15 protein-coding genes are annotated in these 16,290 nt (G+C 70.9%); 3 read left to right on the forward strand and 12 right to left on the reverse strand.

The window, feature by feature from the left end; translation table 11 throughout:
- Positions 1–2: 2 nt before the first annotated feature.
- From TSB10GB4_RS08665 to TSB10GB4_RS08700, 8 genes are all read right to left on the reverse strand, one after another.
- Entirely contained in the window at positions 3–1,538 is a 1,536-nt protein-coding gene (locus tag TSB10GB4_RS08665) for an aldehyde dehydrogenase family protein (protein ID WP_186395413.1), read from the reverse strand.
- Positions 1,535–2,281 carry an ABC transporter permease gene (locus tag TSB10GB4_RS08670; protein WP_186395414.1) on the reverse strand — a complete coding sequence of 249 codons (747 nt, stop codon included), beginning with the start codon at positions 2,279–2,281 and terminating at the stop codon, positions 1,535–1,537. Before TSB10GB4_RS08670 ends, TSB10GB4_RS08665 begins: the two co-directional genes overlap by 4 nt.
- A complete protein-coding gene (locus tag TSB10GB4_RS08675) occupies positions 2,278–2,976 on the reverse strand; it encodes an ABC transporter permease (RefSeq protein ID WP_186388595.1) in 699 nt (232 codons plus the stop codon). The genes TSB10GB4_RS08670 and TSB10GB4_RS08675 overlap by 4 nt, the downstream gene beginning before the upstream one ends.
- 85 nt (positions 2,977–3,061) lie before the next feature.
- On the reverse strand, positions 3,062–3,841 hold the full coding sequence (locus TSB10GB4_RS08680; protein ID WP_244570858.1) for a transporter substrate-binding domain-containing protein: 780 nt from the start codon (positions 3,839–3,841) through the stop codon (positions 3,062–3,064).
- Positions 3,842–3,894: 53 nt separating this feature from the next.
- The gene (locus TSB10GB4_RS08685; protein ID WP_186395415.1) at positions 3,895–4,659 is read right to left on the reverse strand and encodes an ABC transporter ATP-binding protein; all 765 of its coding nucleotides are present in this window, start codon (positions 4,657–4,659) and stop codon (positions 3,895–3,897) included.
- Positions 4,660–4,893: 234 nt separating this feature from the next.
- Positions 4,894–5,700 carry an IclR family transcriptional regulator C-terminal domain-containing protein gene (locus TSB10GB4_RS08690; protein ID WP_186395416.1) on the reverse strand — a complete coding sequence of 269 codons (807 nt, stop codon included), beginning with the start codon at positions 5,698–5,700 and terminating at the stop codon, positions 4,894–4,896.
- 60 nt (positions 5,701–5,760) lie between these two features.
- Positions 5,761–7,365 (reverse strand): NAD(P)/FAD-dependent oxidoreductase, encoded by a 1,605-nt coding sequence (locus TSB10GB4_RS08695; RefSeq protein ID WP_186395417.1) that lies wholly within the window; start codon positions 7,363–7,365, stop codon positions 5,761–5,763.
- A 38-nt stretch (positions 7,366–7,403) separates the two neighbouring features.
- Positions 7,404–8,906 (reverse strand): M81 family metallopeptidase, encoded by a 1,503-nt coding sequence (locus tag TSB10GB4_RS08700; protein WP_186395418.1) that lies wholly within the window; start codon positions 8,904–8,906, stop codon positions 7,404–7,406.
- 215 nt (positions 8,907–9,121) lie between these two features.
- On the opposite strand from TSB10GB4_RS08700, the gene TSB10GB4_RS08705 reads away from it, so the two are divergent.
- Entirely contained in the window at positions 9,122–10,444 is a 1,323-nt protein-coding gene (locus tag TSB10GB4_RS08705) for an aspartate aminotransferase family protein (RefSeq protein WP_186395419.1), read from the forward strand.
- Between the two features lie 10 nt (positions 10,445–10,454).
- On the opposite strand, the gene TSB10GB4_RS08710 is transcribed toward TSB10GB4_RS08705, so the two are convergent.
- Positions 10,455–11,870 carry a PLP-dependent aminotransferase family protein gene (locus TSB10GB4_RS08710; RefSeq protein WP_186395420.1) on the reverse strand — a complete coding sequence of 472 codons (1,416 nt, stop codon included), beginning with the start codon at positions 11,868–11,870 and terminating at the stop codon, positions 10,455–10,457.
- Positions 11,871–11,984: 114 nt separating this feature from the next.
- Between TSB10GB4_RS08710 and TSB10GB4_RS08715 the strand changes: the two genes are divergently transcribed.
- On the forward strand, positions 11,985–13,016 hold the full coding sequence (locus TSB10GB4_RS08715) for a LysR substrate-binding domain-containing protein (RefSeq protein WP_244570859.1): 1,032 nt from the start codon (positions 11,985–11,987) through the stop codon (positions 13,014–13,016).
- Here the strand turns inward: TSB10GB4_RS08715 and TSB10GB4_RS08720 are convergent.
- Genes TSB10GB4_RS08720 through TSB10GB4_RS08730 form a run of 3 tightly spaced genes read right to left on the reverse strand, consistent with a single transcriptional unit; the run spans position 12,947 to position 14,495 of the window.
- Positions 12,947–13,489: a cupin domain-containing protein gene (locus tag TSB10GB4_RS08720; RefSeq protein WP_186395421.1), complete on the reverse strand. Its 543-nt coding sequence runs from the start codon at positions 13,487–13,489 to the stop codon at positions 12,947–12,949. The two genes, TSB10GB4_RS08715 and TSB10GB4_RS08720, sit on opposite strands and share 70 nt — an antisense overlap.
- A complete protein-coding gene (locus TSB10GB4_RS08725) occupies positions 13,486–13,905 on the reverse strand; it encodes a cupin domain-containing protein (protein WP_244570860.1) in 420 nt (139 codons plus the stop codon). Before TSB10GB4_RS08725 ends, TSB10GB4_RS08720 begins: the two co-directional genes overlap by 4 nt.
- Positions 13,902–14,495, reverse strand: coding sequence for a LysE family translocator (locus tag TSB10GB4_RS08730; protein WP_186388585.1), 594 nt, complete (start codon positions 14,493–14,495; stop codon positions 13,902–13,904). The genes TSB10GB4_RS08725 and TSB10GB4_RS08730 overlap by 4 nt, the downstream gene beginning before the upstream one ends.
- Positions 14,496–14,692: 197 nt before the next feature.
- Here TSB10GB4_RS08730 and TSB10GB4_RS08735 point away from each other — a divergent pair, with 197 nt between their 5' ends.
- Positions 14,693–16,228, forward strand: a complete 1,536-nt coding sequence (locus tag TSB10GB4_RS08735) for a bifunctional aminoglycoside phosphotransferase/ATP-binding protein (protein WP_186395423.1) — start codon at positions 14,693–14,695, stop codon at positions 16,226–16,228.
- Positions 16,229–16,290: the final 62 nt, after the last annotated feature.

Consider the following 16,290-nt stretch of genomic DNA (forward strand, 5'->3'; position numbering starts at 1 on the left):
GCTCACGAACTCGCCGAGAGGTCGACCCAGACGCTCTTGCGATGGGTGACGCTGTCGAAGGCATGGAAGGACTTGTCGCGGCCGCTGCCGGAGGCCTTCACCCCGCCGAAGGGGACGGTGATGTCGCCGACGCGCAGGGTGTTGATCCAGACGAAGCCGGTATCCAGGCGGCGCTCGGCCTCCAGCGCCCGGGCAAGGCTGCCGGTCCACACGGCGGCGGCCAGCCCGTAGGGACTGTCATTGGCGATGGCGACGGCCTCGTCGAGGCTGCCGGCATCGATGACCGAGAGGACGGGACCGAAGATCTCCTCGCGGGCGATGGTCATGCCGGTGTCGACATCGGCAAAGACGGTGGGGCGGACGCAGGTTTCCGGCGCAAGGCCGGGGGCGGGCGGCCCCTCGCCGGTGAGGCGGGTCGCGCCGTCCGCAAGGCCGCTCGCGATATAGCCGCGCACCCGGTCGGCATGGGCCGCAGACACCAGCGCGCCGAAGCGGGTCTCCGGCAGCAGGGGGTCGCCGGGCTCGAAGGTCCGCACCAGCGCCACCAGCTTTTCCAGGAACGCGTCGCGGATGGGGCGCTCGAGGATCAGCCGGGTGCCGGCATTGCAGATCTGGCCCTGGTTCTGGAAGACGCCCATGGCGGCGGCCTGCACCGCCCGGTCGAGGTCCGGGCAGTCGGCAAGCACGATATTGGCGGACTTGCCGCCGCATTCCAGGCCGACCTTCTTCATGTTGGACTGGCCGGCATAGGTCATCAGCAGCTTGCCGACGGCGGTGGAGCCGGTGAAGGCGAGCGAGGCGACGCCGTCATGCAGGGCGAGCGCGCGGCCGGCATCCGCGCCGATGCCCGGCAGCACGTTGAAGACGCCGTCGGGAAGGCCGGCCTCGGCGGCGAGCCGGCCGAGCCGCAGGGCAGAGAGCGGCGACAGTTCGGACGGCTTCAACACCACGCTGTTGCCGGCGGCGAGCGCCGGGGCGATCTTGGTCATCGCCGTGACCAGCGGGAAGTTCCAGGGGACGATGGCGGCGACGACGCCGACCGGCACGCGGCGGATCATGGCGAGCACGTCGCCGCGGGTCGGCGCGATCTCGTCATAGAGCTTGTCGGCGGCTTCCGCGAACCAGCGCAGGCAGCGCACCGCCGCCGGCACGTCGATCGTCAGGCTGTCGCGGATCGGCTTGCCCATGTCGAGCGTCTCAAGAAGCGCGAAGGCGTCGGCATCCGCCTCGATGAGATCCGCAAGATGCAACAGCACCGCCTTGCGCGCCGCCGGGGCGGCCCTGGACCAGGCGCCCTTCTTAAAGGCGCGGGCGGCGGCCGCGACCGCCGCGTCCGCATCGGCCTCGCCGCAGGCGGCGACATCGGCGAGGATGCGGCCGGTCGCCGGGTTGAGCGTGGCGAAGGTGGCGCCGGACAGCGCCGGGCGATAGCGGCCGTCGATGAAGGCCTCGGCTTCCGGCGACAGGTCGCGGGCGGCGGCGTGCCAGTCCTTGACGTGAGTGGGGACGGAAGTGGGGGGAGTGGGGGACAGGGTCATTTCGCTTCACCAGGGGAGACGGCGCCGGAACCGGGACCAGGGCGGGCCGCGAGGGAGGGCGGCTGGCGGCGGTCGCCGGACAGAAGATGCTCGGCCAGCTTGAAGGCGCGGGTGACGATGAAGGTCATCGTCAGGTAGATCAGCGCCGCCATGGAGAGGAGCTCGACCGGCATGTAGTTGACCGAGCTGATGGTGCGGGCGACGCCGGTGAGGTCGAGCAGGGTGACGGTGCTGGCGAGCGAACTCGCCTTGATCAGGAGGATCACCTCGTTGCCATAGGCCGGCAGGCCGATGCGCAGCGCCTGCGGCAGGACGATGCGGCGCATGCGGGTCAGCCGCGACATGCCGATGGCCTTGGCCGCCTCGACCTGGCCGCGCGGCACCGCCTGGATGGCGCCGCGCACGATCTCCGCCGTATAGGCGGCGGTGTTCAGCGAGAAGGCGATCAGCGCGCACCAGAACGGCTCGCGCAGGATCACCCAGACCGGGCTGGCACGCACGGCGGCGAATTGCGACAGGCCGTAATAGACGAGGAAGATCTGCACCAGGAGCGGCGTGCCGCGGAAGAAGAAGACGAAGCCGTAGGCCGGCATCCACGCGAACGGGCTGCGGGCAAGGCGGGCGAGCGCCACGGCAAGCGCCATGACGAAGCCGGCGACAAGGGCAAGGCCGACCAGCCGCAGCGTCAGGCCTGCGCCGCCGAGCAGCGCAGGCAGAGCGTCGATCATCACCTGGAGGTTCATGCCGCACCCGCCGGTTCGAGGCCGCGCGAGGCCCGGCGCTCCAGCACCTGGATGGCGAGCATGCTGACGATGGTCAGCGCGAGATAGATGAAGGCGGCCGCGAGGAAGAAGGTGAAGGGCTGGCGGGTGAAGCCGACCGCGTATTCGGTCTTGCGCATCAGTTCCTCCAGACCGATGACGGAGACGAGCGCCGTCTCCTTGAGGATGACGAGGAAGATGTTGCCGAGACCGGGCAGCGCGATGCGCCAGACCTGCGGCAGCGACACCCGGCGGAAGGTCAGCCAGCGGCCCATGCCGAGCGCCCGCGCCGCCTCGATCTGGCCCTTGGGGATCGCCTGGAAGGCGCCACGAAAGACCTCGGTCGCATAGGCACCGAAGGCCAGCGACAGGGCGAAGACGCCGGCGACGAAGGCGTTGATGTCGACATGCTCGCTATGGCCGAGCCAGCGGGCGAGGCCGTTCACCGCGCGCACGCCGCCGAAATAGATCAGCAGGATCAGCACCAGGGCCGGCACGCCGCGCACGATGGTGGTGTAGACGTCGCCGGCGATGCGGGCCGTGCGGCTCGACGACAGTTTCATCATGGCGACGGCGATGCCGATGAGAATGCCGAAGAGCGTGCTGAGAAGGGCGACCTGGACGGTCATCAGCGTGCCGACGGCCAGCATCGGGCCGAAGCCTTGCAAGTCGGGCATCAGGCGGGGTCCTGCGATTGGCTGGAAAAAGCGGAAGGCGCGGCCGGGGGTCGGGCCCGGCCGCGCCGCGACGTCGCAGGCGCGATCAGTCGGCCGGCTTCATGCTGAAGGGGAAGAAGCGGTCGTTGATCTCGTCATAGACGCCGTTCGCCTTGATGGTGGCGAGCGCCGCGTCGAGGCTGGCGAGCAGGTCGGTGTCGTCCTTGCGCACGGCGATGCCGGCGCCGAGGCCGAGGATTTCAGGGTCGAGCATCGCCTCGCCCTTCATCTCGAAGGCGGCGCCGTCATCGGACTCCAGCCACTTCGACATGGCGATGCGCTGGGCGATGACGCCGTCGATGCGGCCCGTGACGAGGTCGAGATTGTGGTTCTCGACCTTGTCGTAGAGGCGCACGTCCGCATTCGGGAAGCGGGCCTCGATCAGCGCGGCATAGGTGCTGGCGCGCTGCACACCGAGCGACTTGCCGGCAAGGCTCTCGGCGGTCGGGGCAATGTCGGAGGCCTTCGGCGCGACCAGCACGGCGCCGGCCTGGTAATAGGGCTTGGTGAAGTTCACCGCCTCGAGCCGCGCCGGGGTGATCGACATGCTGGCGACGATGGCGTCGTACTGGCCGGCATTGAGGCCGGGGATGATGCCGTCCCAGGCCTGGGCCGAGATGGTGCACTCGACCTTCATCTCAGTGCAGAGCGCCTTGGCGATCTCCACGTCGAAGCCCTGCAGCTCGCCCTTGGCGTCGACGAAGTTGAACGGGGGATAGGCGCCCTCGGTGGCGATGCGCAGGGTCTGGGCCTGCGCCGCCGAAGCGGCAAGGCCGAGGCCGCAGGCGGCGAGCAGCGTGGCGAGTTTCATGCGCAGTGGTGTCATTGTCTTGTTCTTCCTCTGGTTGGTCGGTCGATGGGGCGGCCGTGGATGCGAGGTCAGGCGGCCTCGAAGGACTGCCGGACGAATTGCCGGCAGCGGTCGGAGGCGGGGTCGCCGAAGACCTGTGCCGGGGTTCCCTCCTCCTCGACGCGGCCCTGGTGCAGGAACACGACCTTCGAGGAGACGTCGCGCGCGAAGCGCATCTCATGGGTGACGATGATCATCGTCCGGTGCTCCTCGGCGAGCGCGCGCATGACGCGCAGCACCTCGCCGACGAGTTCGGGATCGAGCGCCGAGGTGGGCTCGTCGAACAGCAGCACGTCCGGGTCCATGGCGAGGGCGCGGGCGATCGCCGCGCGCTGCTGCTGGCCGCCGGACAGATGCGCGGGATAGTGGCCGCGCTTGTCGTGGATGCCGACCTTGTCGAGCAGGGCTTCCGCCTGTTCCACCGCCTCGGCGCGCGGCCGGCCGAGCACATGCACCGGGCCCTCGATGAGGTTTTCCAGGATGGTGCGGTGGCTCCACAGGTTGAAGTCCTGGAACACCATGCCGACGCGGCGGCGGACCCGGTCCGCCTGGCGGTTGTCGACGCGGCCCTTGCGTCCGAGCTTCAGTTCCTCGCCGAAGACGCGGATCGAGCCGCTGTCGTAGCGCTCCAAAAGGTTGATGCAGCGCAGGAAGGTGCTCTTGCCCGAACCGCTCGCGCCGATGATCGAGATGACGTCGCCCTTTTCCGCCCGCAGCGAAATGCCCCTCAGCACCTCCAACTGGTTGAAGCGCTTGTGCAGGTCGTCAACGACGATCGGCGTCCCGTCGGTCATGCAGCCCTCCCGGTGCGACCGCCTTGCGATCGGTTTTGTTCGCTTGGCGGTCATACGTTCACTGTGCGCACACGTTAGGAAGGAATGACGAGGCTGTCAAGCGCCCGAACAAACGGGCGACAGGCGAACACGGAGATGCAGGCGAACACGGGCAGGCGCAGGCCGGGGCCGCGCGCCGACGGCGCGGCCCGGTGGGAGACGGCAGGAAAGGGGAAAAGGTGGGGGACGCGCGGCTCAGGGCCGCGAGCGGATCGCGAACTCAATCTCGGAAGCGGCCGAGCGCAGCACCGGCAGGAGCTGCGAGACGAGGCTTTCCATGGTGTGGCGGGTCGCCGGCACGCCCATGTTGATCGCCGCGATGACGCGTCCGTCGCGGCCGCGCACCGGCACGGCGATGGAGCGGATGCCGACCTCGAGCTGGCCCTCGGCGGTGCAATAGCCGTCGGAGCGGCCCTTGAGGATCATCTCGCGCAGCGCATGGCGGTCGGTGACGGTGAGCGGCGTGACCTGGCGGATCTCAGAGCGGGCAAGCAGCGCGTCGAGCTCGGCATCGGGCAGGCCGCCGAGCAGCACCCGGCCGAGCGAGGTCGAGGTGGCCGGGTAGCGGTTGCCCAGCGCGATGCTGATCGACATCATCCGGTTGGCGGTGTGGCGGGCGACATAGACCACCTCGGCGCCGTCGAGCACACCCATGGAGCACGGCTCCTCGGCCTGCTTGGCCGCCGCCTCGAGGATCGGATTGGCGATCTCGATGAAGGAGAAGGAGCTGAAATAGGCCATGCCCAGCTCCAGCACCCGCGGCCGCAGGCGATAGTCGCGCCCGTCGAAGCTGGCATATTCGAGCGTCACCAGCGTCTTCAGGAAGCGGCCGGCGGCAGCGCGCGGCAGGCCGGTCTTGCGCGCCACGTCGCTCAAGGTCATCGCCGGGGTGAAACGGTCGAACGCCTTGATGACGGCAAGGCCGCGGGCCAGCGAGCGCACGAAATCGGAGCTGTTGTCCGCCTGCGCGTCCGCAAGGTCCTCGACATCGTCCTGCGCCATGGCGGCCCTTTCCAAGAATCATCCCGTGCGACCCTCGTTAGCATGACGCACGGGTGTTCGCTAGACGAACTCCCGGCGGCGCTTGAGGATCTCCCGCGCCGCGTTGCGCCCCGGCAGGCCGGTGACGCCGCCGCCGGGATGGGTGCCGGATCCGCACTGGAACAGGCCCTTCACCGGGCTGGTATAGGCGGCATGGCCGGCGGCCGGGCGCAGGCTGAACAACTGGTCGAGATGCATCTCGCCATGGAAGATGTCGCCGCCGACAAGGCCGTATTCGGTCTCAAGATCGAGCGGCGTCAGCGCGCTGTAGCCGAGCACCGAGGCGGGGAAATTCGGCGCGTAGTCGCCGATCGTGTCGATCACCAGCTTCGCCACCTCGTCGCGGTGATCGTCCCAGGAGGCGCCTTCGGGGAGGTCCGGGCTGAAATGCTGGCAGAACAGGCCGGCGATGTGCTGCCCCTTCGGCGCCAGCTCCGGTTCGACGGCGGTCGGGATGCACATGGAGACGACCGGCCGGCGCGACCAGCCGCGATGGCGGGCATCGTCATAGGCTGTCTCCAGATAGCCGAGCGAGGGGGCGATGGCGATGGTGCCGGCGTGATGGCGCTGCATCTGGCGCCCCGGGCGGGCGATGAAGTCCGGCAGCTCGGAGAGCGCCACGTTCATGCGGAAGGTGCCAGAGCGGCAGCGCCAGTTGCGCAGCCGGCGCAGGAAGGCGCTGTCGAGCAGGCTGCTGTCCAGCATCTTCAGGAACAGCAGGCGCGGATTGACGCTGGAGGCAATGATGCGCGCGCGCAGCACGGTGCCGTCGTCCAGCGCGACGCCGGCCGCGCGGCCCTTCTCGACGATCACCTCGCGCACGCCGCGCCCCAGATGAACGACGCCGCCGCGCGCCTCCAGCGACTTCTGCATCGCCTGTGTGATGCCGCCCATGCCGCCGCGCGGCTGGCCCCACTTGCCGCGCTTGCCGTTGACCTCGCCGAAAACGTGATGGAGCAGGACATAGGCGGAGCCGAGCGCGGAGGGGCTGACCATGTTGCCGACCAGCCCCTTGAAGCCGTAGATGCCCTTGAACGCCTCGCTGTCGAACCGCTCATCGAGGAAATCGGCAAGGCTCTTCAGCATGAGGTCGGCAAAGCCGGCGCGCTGCTCGCGGCTCAAATGCCGCAGGTGCCAGCCGACCCGGCCGCTCTGCAGCAGCTCGCCCCAGCCGCCGGTCAGTTCCGGCGGCCGCTCGCGGGCGATCGCCCGCATCACCGTCGCCGAGACGTCGAGCAGGGCGGAAAGCTCCGCATAGGCCCTGGCGTCGGACGGGCTTTCGGCAGCCAGTTGCTGCATCACCGCCGCCTTGTCGCCGAGCAGCTCGATCGAGCGCCCGTCGGGCAGCACGCTCAAGGTGCCGCCCTCGCGCTCCAGGATCTCCAGCCCGTGCCGGTGCAGCTCCAGATCGGCGATCACCTCCGGCGCCAGCAGGCCGACCAGATAGGCGCAGGAGGAATTGCGGAAACCGGGATGAAACTCCTCGGTGACGCAGGCGCCGCCGACGATGGAACGGCGCTCGACCACCGCGACCCGCAGGCCGGCGCGGGCAAGATAGCCGGCGCAGGTGAGGCCGTTATGGCCGCCGCCGACAATGACGGCGTCGAAGGAAGACGAAGCATTCATGACAGGATCCAGCACTCAGGTGGGGCGTTGGGGCGGAGTTATTGCGCGGGGCGGAGGAAGCTCGCCGGCACATGGCGATAGGGCAGGCTGGTCAGATCCGCCGGGGCGGGCCCTGGCGTGTCGACATCGATGATGGCGCCGCAAAACGTGCCGAAGGCGGCGCGGAAATGGTTCTTGGCCTTGGTGCAGAACAGGGCGACCTCTCCAAGGTCGATGCCGTGCAGGGCGGCCCAGGCCGGATCGTTGACGCTCTGGGCGGTCTCGGCGACCACCACCTGCAGGGCGCCGGCGCGCAGCAGCACGGTGCGGCCGACCGCCTCCGGCCGGCCGCGCTCCATCGGCCCGGTGTTGACGAAGCGCCCGTCGGTGAGGCGGACGATCTCGCCCGAAAACGGCACGGGCGGGCCGAAGGACGTGCCGAGCCGCCCGCCGAGAGCGGCCTCCAGCCGCGCCCCCGGCCCGAGCTCATGGGCGCGGGCAACGAGATCGGGATCGCAGAAACTGGCGAACAGCGCCGGCCAGGGCGGGGCCGCCTCGACAAGGGCGCGGAACAGGCCCGGCGTGTCGCCGGCGCCGCCCGACAGCGGATTGTCGGAATTTTCCAGCACCGCGACCGGCCAGCGGGTGCCGGTCTCCAGCAGGCGGACGGCGCGCGCCAGGCCTTCGTCCGCTCCCGGCAGATCGGGCAGGAAGGCGCCATGGCGGCGCAGCAGCTCGGCCGCCATCCCTTGCGCCACGGCACGGGCGCGGGCGCCCTCCCCCTCGCCCTCGTCGCGGTGGCAGACGGTGATGGCGGCCGAGGTCCAGGGCGTGTCGGCATAGGCGAAACCGCCGAAGACGGTGACATCGGCAAGGCCGGCCTCCGCCTCGCGCTCGGCCGCCAGGCGGACGAGCCCGCCCATCGGCTCGCCGTCGGTGCGCATGGAATGGCTGGGGGGAAGCATCGGCACCGGCAGGATCAGCGAGCGGAAGCGCTCGCCCTGCACCATCCGCTCGAGGAGGCCGAGCGCCTTTTCCGCCGTCTCCGTCATGTCGACATGGGGATAGGTCTTGTAGCCGACGACGATGTCGGCGCTTTCGGCGCTGCGCGGATCGAGGCAGGCATGCAGGTCGAAACTGACGGCGAGCGGAACGTGCGGGCCGATCGCGGCGCGGATGCGGGCAAGCAGCGTGCGGTCGGGGCCAGGGTCGCGCGTGCCGGCAAGGGCGCCGTGCAGGCAGACATAGACAGCATCGAGCGGCGCCTGTGCCATCTCGCGGACAAGGCCCGCGACGATCTCGTCATGGATGGCATCGAGCGCTGCCTGCTCGACAAGGCCGCCGGGCGGGGCCGAGGTGCAGCGCAGGAAGACGCCCTGCCAGTCGGGCCGGGCGTCGAGAAAGGCGACCGTCCCGCCCATCTCCGTCGCCGTGCCGCGATAGGCGTCGCGCGCTTGCGGCCCCGCCTGCCATTCGCGCCGGCGAAAGCTCTCAAGGCCGGTGGGAACGGGGGAAAAGGCATTGGCCTCATGCCACAGCCGCGCAATCGCCAGACGCCGCATCACGCTCTCATTCTGGTCGGGTGGAGGGGATCGGGAGAAAATCGGAGCTCTCGCGTCACAGGCTTGTCCGTTTAGCGGATTTATGTTCACTATGCGGATGATCCTAGGGGCGAATCCGGACCGCTGTCAATCGACGGCCGCATCGCCCCGGCCGATCCGCCTGCCGCTTTCCGCCTGCCGCCTGCCAGCCTGCCGCTTTCCGCAAAGGTCCCGCGATGAGCCACGTCTTCCACCGATCCGCCCGCGCCACCCCGCCGCTCGCCGTCGCCGGCGAGGGCAGCTACATCCTGGGGAGCGACGGGCGGCGCTATCTCGACGCCTGCGGCGGCGCTGCCGTCTCCTGCCTCGGCCACAGCCAGCAGGAAGTGGCGGAGGCCATCGCCGCGCAGGCCGGGCGGCTCGCCTATGCCCATAGCGGCTTCTTCACCAGCGAGCCGGCCGAAGAGCTGGCCGACCTGCTGGTCGAGGGGGCGCCGCGCGGGCTCGACAAGGTCTATTTCGTGCTGAGCGGCTCGGAGGCGGTGGAGACCGCGCTGAAGATGGCGCATCAGTATCACCGCGAGCGCGGCGAGCCGGCGCGCCGGCACGTGATCAGCCGCTGGCAGAGCTATCACGGCAACACGCTCGGCGCCCTGTCGGCGGGGGGCAACCGGGCGCGCCGCGCCGCCTATGCCGACCTGCTGATCGACATGCATCACATCTCGCCGTGCCATGCCTATCGCGGCCAGCGGGAGGGCGAGAGCGCGGAAGACTACGGGTTGCGCGCCGCCGACGAGCTGGAGGCGAAGATCCTGGAGCTCGGGCCGGGCACCGTCTCGGCCTTCATCGCCGAGACCGTGTCGGGGGCAACGCTCGGCGCGGTGCCGCCGGCGCCCGGCTATTTCCGCCGGATCCGCGAGATCTGCGACCGGCATGGCGTCTTGCTGATCCTCGACGAGGTGATGTGCGGCATGGGCCGCACCGGCTCCTTGCATGCCTGTCTTGCCGAAGGCATCGCGCCGGACCTGATGACGGTCGCCAAGGGTCTGGGCGCGGGCTTCCTGCCGCTCGGCGCGGTGCTGGTCGGCGGGCATGTCCATGCCGCTTTCGAAGGCGGGTCGGGCGCGTTCCAGCACGGGCACACGTTCGTCGGCCATCCGGTCGCCTGCGCCGGGGCGCTGGCGACGCAGAAGATCATCCGCCGCGAGAAGCTGGTGGAGAAGGTCCATGCCGAGGAGGCGGTGGTGCGGGCGCTGCTGGAGGCGCGCTTCGGCCAGCATCCGCATGTCGGCGACATTCGCGGGCGCGGCTTCTTCTTCGCGCTGGAACTGGTCGCCGACCGCGACAGCAAGGCGCCGTTCGCGCCCGAGCGGCAGCTTGCCGCTACAATCAAGCGCGAGGCGCAGGCGCGCGGGCTCTTATGCTATCCCGGCGCCGGCACGGTGGACGGGGAGGCCGGCGACCATGTGCTGCTGGCCCCGCCCTATACGGCGACGGGCGCGGAACTGGCCGAGATGGTGCGCCTGCTCGGCGAGACGCTCGACGCGCTGCTCGGCTGACGGGCGGCGCTCAGGCAAGGACGGGACGGGTGGGCGCGGGCGCGCCGAGATTGCCGAGAAGGCCGGCAATGGCGCGCAGGGCCGCCTCCAGATCGTCCGGCGCCGGACCGCCGATGCACAGGCGCACGCCGGAGGCGGCCGGATCCGGCGCGGTGAGGGTTGAGGTGGCCCGAGTGGACTCGGGCGGGGTGACCAGCACTCCGAGCGCCCGCGCCGCCACTTCCAGCGCCGCCGCCAGCGGCGGGGCGAGCGGCAGCCAGACATGATAGCCGACATGGCGGGCCTCGCGCAGGGCCGGGCCGAGGATCGCGGACGCCAGCGCCCGGCGGCGGCGCGCCTCCTCGCGGATCGCCGCGCCGATCGCCTCCGCCGTGCCGTCCAGCACCCATTGCTCCATCACCGCGCAGCCGAGCGGCGAGATCATCAGGCCGCTGGCATGGAGCGCCGCCTCCGCCCGCTCGAACCAGGCCGGCGGCACCACCAGCCCGCCGATGCGCAGCGCCGGGTTGAGCGTCTTCGACAGGCTGTTGACATAGAAGACCCGCTCGGGCGCGAGGCTGGCGAGCGGGGGGAAGTCCGGCTCCGGCACCAGCCGGTAGACATCGTCCTCGATCAGCACGACGTCGCGGGCGCGGCACAGCGCGACGATCGCGTCGCGGCGGCCCCGGTCCATCGAGCCGGTGGTCGGGTTCTGCATGGTCGGCGTCAGATAGACGGCGGTGCCGCCTCCCCCTGCGTCCTTCAGAGCCCGCCCCAGTGCTTCGTCGAGAGCCTCGTCCAGGGCATCGGGCCGCATGCCCTGCCCGTCCATCGCGACGCCGACGACGCGCAGGCCGAGATGCCGGGCGAGCGCCAGCACGCCGGGATAGGTCTGCGCCTCCACCACCAGCGTGCCGCCGGGGCCGCAGACGGTGGTGAGGGCGACCGCCAGCGCATGCTGGGCGCCGCCGGTCAGAAGCAGGCAGGCGGGATCGGCCTCCATGCCGAGGCGGCGGAACCAGCGGGCCAGCTCGTTGCGGAAGCGGGGATGGCCGGCGACCGGCGGATAGGTGCTGAGCATCTCGGCATCGATGCGCCTTGCCAGCGCCGCAAGGGTGCGCCCCGGCAGCCTCTCGCCGACGGCCGACGGCGGCACGTTGCGCGACAGGTCGATGAAGTCGCCGTGCCGCGCCGCCGTCGCGGCGACAAAGGTCCCGGCGCCGCGCTCGGAGCGCAGCAGCCCGCGCCGCTCCAGCATGGCATAGGCCTTGGTCACCGTGCCGAGGCCGATGCCGAGGCGCCAGGCGAGATCGCGCTGCGCCGGCAGGCGGGCGCCGACCGGCAGGGCCCCGGACAGGATGTCCTGCGACAGGGCGGCATCGAGCCGTTCGGCGGGCGAGCCGTCGATCTCGGCCAGACGCGGGTGCCAGGGCGATTGCAGGCGCATGCGAACTCCCGGAGTGTAACGTGACACTTTTGCTGTTTTAACGAAGTGTCACTGCCCATAGCATGGCCCGTCATGAAAGTCCCGCTTTCCCCCGCAGCCGACCGGACCCCCGCCATGCGCCAGGACGCGCACTCCGCCTTTGCCGCCCCGACCCTGGTCCCGCCGCGCCCGGTGGACAGGATTTCGCCGGAAAGGGCGATGCGGCTTGCCGCGCCGCTCACGGCGCTGCGCGCCTTCGAGGCGGCGGCGCGGCACCTGTCGATCAAGGCGGCGGCGGGGGAGATCGGCGTGACGCCCTCCGCCATCAGCCATCAGTTGCGGGCGCTGGAAACCGTGCTGGGGGTCGAACTGATGCGGCGGGTCGGGCCGCGGCTGGAACTGACCGAGACCGGCCAGGCGCTGTCGCCCGAACTCACCGCCGGCTTCGGCCGCATCGCCGAGGCGGTGGGGCTGCTGAAGAGCGAGCGCAAGCTCGGGCCGCTGCGGCTGTCGATGCTGCCGACCTTCGCGGCGCACTGGCTGTCGCCGCGCCTGACGCGCTATCCCTTCGCGCGGGCCGGCTTCGAGCTGCTGATTTCGACCGGCCAGGCCAGCGTCGACCTGCCGGCGGGCGCCGCCGACGCCGCCGTCCGCCACGGGCGCGGCTCCTGGCCGGGAGTGATCTCGGACCTGCTGTTCGAGGAGAGCCTCGGCCTGCTCGGCGCCCCCGGCCTTGTCCGGCCGGACGAGGAGAGCGCCCGGCGGCAGATCGGCCGCAGCATCCTGTTCCTGTCGCAGAACCGGCGCGAGGCGTTCGAGCGCTGGAACGCCGGACTGCCGGGCGGGCCGCTGCGCCCGGCGGCGGTGACGCTGGTCGATTCCTCCGCGCTCGGGCTGAAGGCGGCGATCGACGGGGCCGGCGTGACGCTGGCGGGCCTCGAGATCGCCGGCCAGGACATGGCCGCCGGACGTCTCGCCCGGCTGTTCGACCACACGCTCGCCGCCGATGCCGGCTATCATCTGTGCTATCCGCCGGCGCTGCAGCGCGACCGGCGCATCCGCAACCTGCGGAGCTGGCTGCTGGCCGAGGCTGCCGGTCAGCCGCCCTCGCCTCTTTCCGCCTCTGCCTCCGCCTCTCCTTCTGCCTCCCCTTCTCCGGCCCAGTAGTCGACGACGGCGTCCCGGCGCAGCACGACCTCCAGCCGCCGGGCCGCCTTGTCGCCGCCCGGCGCCGCCCCGGCGAAGGCGACCAGCTTGCCGCTGTCGGGATATTCCATCACGTCCGGCTCATGCATGCTGCTGACGGCGAGATAGCGCAGCGGCCCGTCGTCGCCGGCGATCAACTGATGCGCGGTGTCCGGCCCGCCGGCCGGGCAGACGACGACATCGCCGGCGCGCAGCGCATGCACCTCCCCGCCATAGCGCAGCCGGCCGGTGCCGGAGAGAATCACGAACATCTCGTCATTGGCGTGGTGGCAATGGTACGGCCAGGCCCGCTTGCCGGCCGGCACTTCCACATAGCGGGCGCCGAGCCGGCGGGCGCCGAACGGGGCGGCGATCGAGGCCATGCGCGCCTCGAAGCTCTCGCCATGGCGCTGGGTCTGCAGCGACAGGTTTTCGGGTCGAACGATCGGGGTCATCGGTTTTCACCTTCTGCCGTTTGCGGATGCGAGGGGAGCGTGGGCACCGGCCAGCCGGCAGGGTCGACCGGCAGCCGGTCGCCGGCGGTCGAGGGCGCCGAGACGAGGAGGAAAACCAGGTCGGCCGCACCGTCGTTGCGGACCCAGTGCGGCTGTCCGGGCGGCACATGCAGCCCCTGGCGCGGGCCGGCGCGCAGCACCGCCTGCGGCGTGACCAGGGTCATTTCTCCCTCCAGCACATAGAACACCTGGCGGGCGCGGCGATGCTCATGCGGCTCTTCCCGCGCTCCCGGCGGCATCCGTTCCTGACGCAATTGCAGCCCGTCCAGCTCCAGCAGGCGCCAGCCGAGGCAGGCGTCGCCCCAAGTATAGACCGTGTCCGCGTCCGCTTCGACCACCTCCATGACAGCGCTCACAGCCAGAACAGGCCGGCGGTCAGCGCGGCGAGGCCGGCCATCGTCCGGTTGACCATGAGCAGCTTGCGGGGATCGCGCAGCACCTTCCTCAGGCCCGCCCCGAACGCCGCCCAGACCGACATGCAGGGAATGCCGACCACCGCGAAGACAAGACACACCAGCGCCAGCCGCCCGACATAGCCCTCGCCCGGCGCGACGAAGGCGGCGATGACGGTGACGGCGATCAGCCAGGCCTTGGGATTGACGAACTGGAAGGCGGCGGCCTGGAAAAAGCTGATGGGCGCGGCCATCGAGGCATCGCTGAGTTCGGCCGCGCGCCAGAGCTTGGCCGCCAGCCAGAGCAGGTACAGGGTGCCGACCAGCTTCAAGGCGACCTGCAGCCGCGGCTCGAGCGCGAAGACCGCGCCAAGGCCGGCGCCGACGGCGGAAAGCTGCACCGCGACGCCGAAGGGAATGCCGAGAATATGCGGCCAGGTCCGCGCCATGCCGAAGATCAGGCCGGAGGTCGTCAGCATCAGGTTGTTGGGGCCCGGCGTGATCGACATCACGAAGGCATAGATGGCGAGCGCCGCCAGTGTCGTGGGTTCCATTGCCTCGCTCGTGCTTCCGGTTCGCCCGCGTGGTGCGACCGCCGGGACACTTGACCACAGAAGCTCGATCCGTTCTGCTGAGTTTTCATCACGCCGGGCTGAGCTTTGCTCCATCGTGCCGGACGCGCGGGCGAGCGCGGGGCGCCCCAGCGGTCCTCTGGCATCGCGATGCCGGGCAACGGCGAAAGGCGGAACGGATGATCGTCGACGACCAGAGCGCAGCGATGGCCCTGCTGGCCGGCATGCCGGGACCGGTCGAGGTCATCGAGACCCATATCTCGCATGTGGTGCTGGCCGGCGAGCGGGCCTGGAAGATGAAGCGGGCGGTGAAGCTGCCCTATGTCGACTTTTCGACGCCGGAGTTGCGCCTCGCCGCCTGCGCCGCCGAAGTGGAGCTGAATTCCAGGACCGCGCCGGGGCTCTACCTCGGCTGCCATCGGATCACCGAGGAGACCGACGGGCGGCTGGCGCTGGACGGCGCCGGGCGGCTGGTCGACGCGGTGGTGGAGATGGCGCGCTTCGACCAGGACTGCCTGCTGGACCGGATGGCCCGCGCCGGCCGGCTGACCCCGGCCCTGGTGCGCGAGACGGCGCGGATGATCGCCCGCTTCCACCGCGAGGCGCCGGCGGCGCGGGGGCGCGGCGGCAGCGCCCTGATGGCCGGGGTGCTCGACATCAACGAGGCGGGCTTCGCCACCAGCCATGTCTTCGGCGAGGCGGAGACGGCGACCCTCACCCAGGCCTTCCGCGCGGCGCTGGCCGGCCAGGCCGAGCTGCTCGACGCCCGCGCGCGGGAGGGCCGGGTCCGGCGCTGCCACGGCGACCTGCACCTGCGCAACATCTGCCTGATCGACGGCACGCCGCAGCTCTTCGACTGTATCGAGTTCAGCGAGGACATCGCCACCATCGACGTGCTCTACGACCTCGCCTTCCTGCTGATGGACCTGTGGCATCACGGCTTCGCCGACCTCGCCAATCTCGTCATGAACCAGTATCTCGACGAGACCGGCGACGACGAGGGCTTTGCCCTGCTGCCCTTCTTCATGGCGGTGCGGGCGGCGGTGCGGGCGCATGTCACCGCGACCCAGATCGAGGAGGGCGGCGGGGCGGAAGGGCTCACTGAGGCGGCACGCGGCTATTTCGAGCTGGCGGGCGCGCTGCTGCGCCCGCAGCCGCCGCGCTGTGTCGCCATCGCCGGCCTCAGCGGCTCCGGCAAGACCACCGTGACGGAAGCGCTCGCCGCCCATCTCGGCGCGCCGCCGGGGGCGCGCATTGTCGAGAGCGACAGGATCCGCAAGGCGATGCATGGGGTGCCGGCGGAAACGCGCCTGCCGGCCGAGGCCTATCGGCCGGAGGTGTCGGACAGGGTCTACCGGGAGATGGAGCGGCGCGCCGCGCTGGTCCTGCGCCAGGGCGGCGCGGCGATCGCCGAGGCGGTGTTCGAGCGGCCGGCCGACCGGGCGGGGATCGAGGCGGTCGCGCGCGCGGCCGGCGCGCCGTTTCTCGGCCTGTGGCTCGATGCCGATGCGCAAACCCTGCGGCAGCGGGTCGAGAGCCGGACGGGCGGCCCCTCCGACGCGACCGGCGACATCCTGGCGCGGCAGTTGCAGCGGCGGATCGCCTATCCGGGCTGGCTGCGGGTCGCGGCCGGGCGCGACGTGGCGACGACGGTCGCCGACATCCTCGCCCAGCTTGCGGCGAGCGCCGGCGAGGACGCGCCCTCCGGCGCATGAGACCCGCCCAAACAAAACCCGCCGAAACCGGCGGGTTCGTCAGCGATCTTTCGATGATCTGT

Source organism: Stappia sp. TSB10GB4 (genome assembly GCF_900185745.1).
In the GTDB taxonomy this organism is placed as follows: Bacteria; Pseudomonadota; Alphaproteobacteria; order Rhizobiales; family Stappiaceae; genus Stappia.

Coding starts and splice junctions, on each gene's coding strand:
- TSB10GB4_RS08730 (WP_186388585.1), bottom strand. CDS start 14,495: ATGGAACCCACGACACTGGCGGCGCTCGCCATCTATGCCTTCGTGATG.
- TSB10GB4_RS08715 (WP_244570859.1), top strand. CDS start 11,985: ATGCGCCAGGACGCGCACTCCGCCTTTGCCGCCCCGACCCTGGTCCCG.
- TSB10GB4_RS08665 (WP_186395413.1), bottom strand. CDS start 1,538: ATGACCCTGTCCCCCACTCCCCCCACTTCCGTCCCCACTCACGTCAAG.
- TSB10GB4_RS08700 (WP_186395418.1), bottom strand. CDS start 8,906: ATGCGGCGTCTGGCGATTGCGCGGCTGTGGCATGAGGCCAATGCCTTT.
- TSB10GB4_RS08675 (WP_186388595.1), bottom strand. CDS start 2,976: ATGCCCGACTTGCAAGGCTTCGGCCCGATGCTGGCCGTCGGCACGCTG.
- TSB10GB4_RS08695 (WP_186395417.1), bottom strand. CDS start 7,365: ATGAATGCTTCGTCTTCCTTCGACGCCGTCATTGTCGGCGGCGGCCAT.
- TSB10GB4_RS08690 (WP_186395416.1), bottom strand. CDS start 5,700: ATGGCGCAGGACGATGTCGAGGACCTTGCGGACGCGCAGGCGGACAAC.
- TSB10GB4_RS08735 (WP_186395423.1), top strand. CDS start 14,693: ATGATCGTCGACGACCAGAGCGCAGCGATGGCCCTGCTGGCCGGCATG.
- TSB10GB4_RS08670 (WP_186395414.1), bottom strand. CDS start 2,281: ATGAACCTCCAGGTGATGATCGACGCTCTGCCTGCGCTGCTCGGCGGC.
- TSB10GB4_RS08685 (WP_186395415.1), bottom strand. CDS start 4,659: ATGACCGACGGGACGCCGATCGTCGTTGACGACCTGCACAAGCGCTTC.
- TSB10GB4_RS08705 (WP_186395419.1), top strand. CDS start 9,122: ATGAGCCACGTCTTCCACCGATCCGCCCGCGCCACCCCGCCGCTCGCC.
- TSB10GB4_RS08680 (WP_244570858.1), bottom strand. CDS start 3,841: ATGACACCACTGCGCATGAAACTCGCCACGCTGCTCGCCGCCTGCGGC.
- TSB10GB4_RS08720 (WP_186395421.1), bottom strand. CDS start 13,489: ATGACCCCGATCGTTCGACCCGAAAACCTGTCGCTGCAGACCCAGCGC.
- TSB10GB4_RS08710 (WP_186395420.1), bottom strand. CDS start 11,870: ATGCGCCTGCAATCGCCCTGGCACCCGCGTCTGGCCGAGATCGACGGC.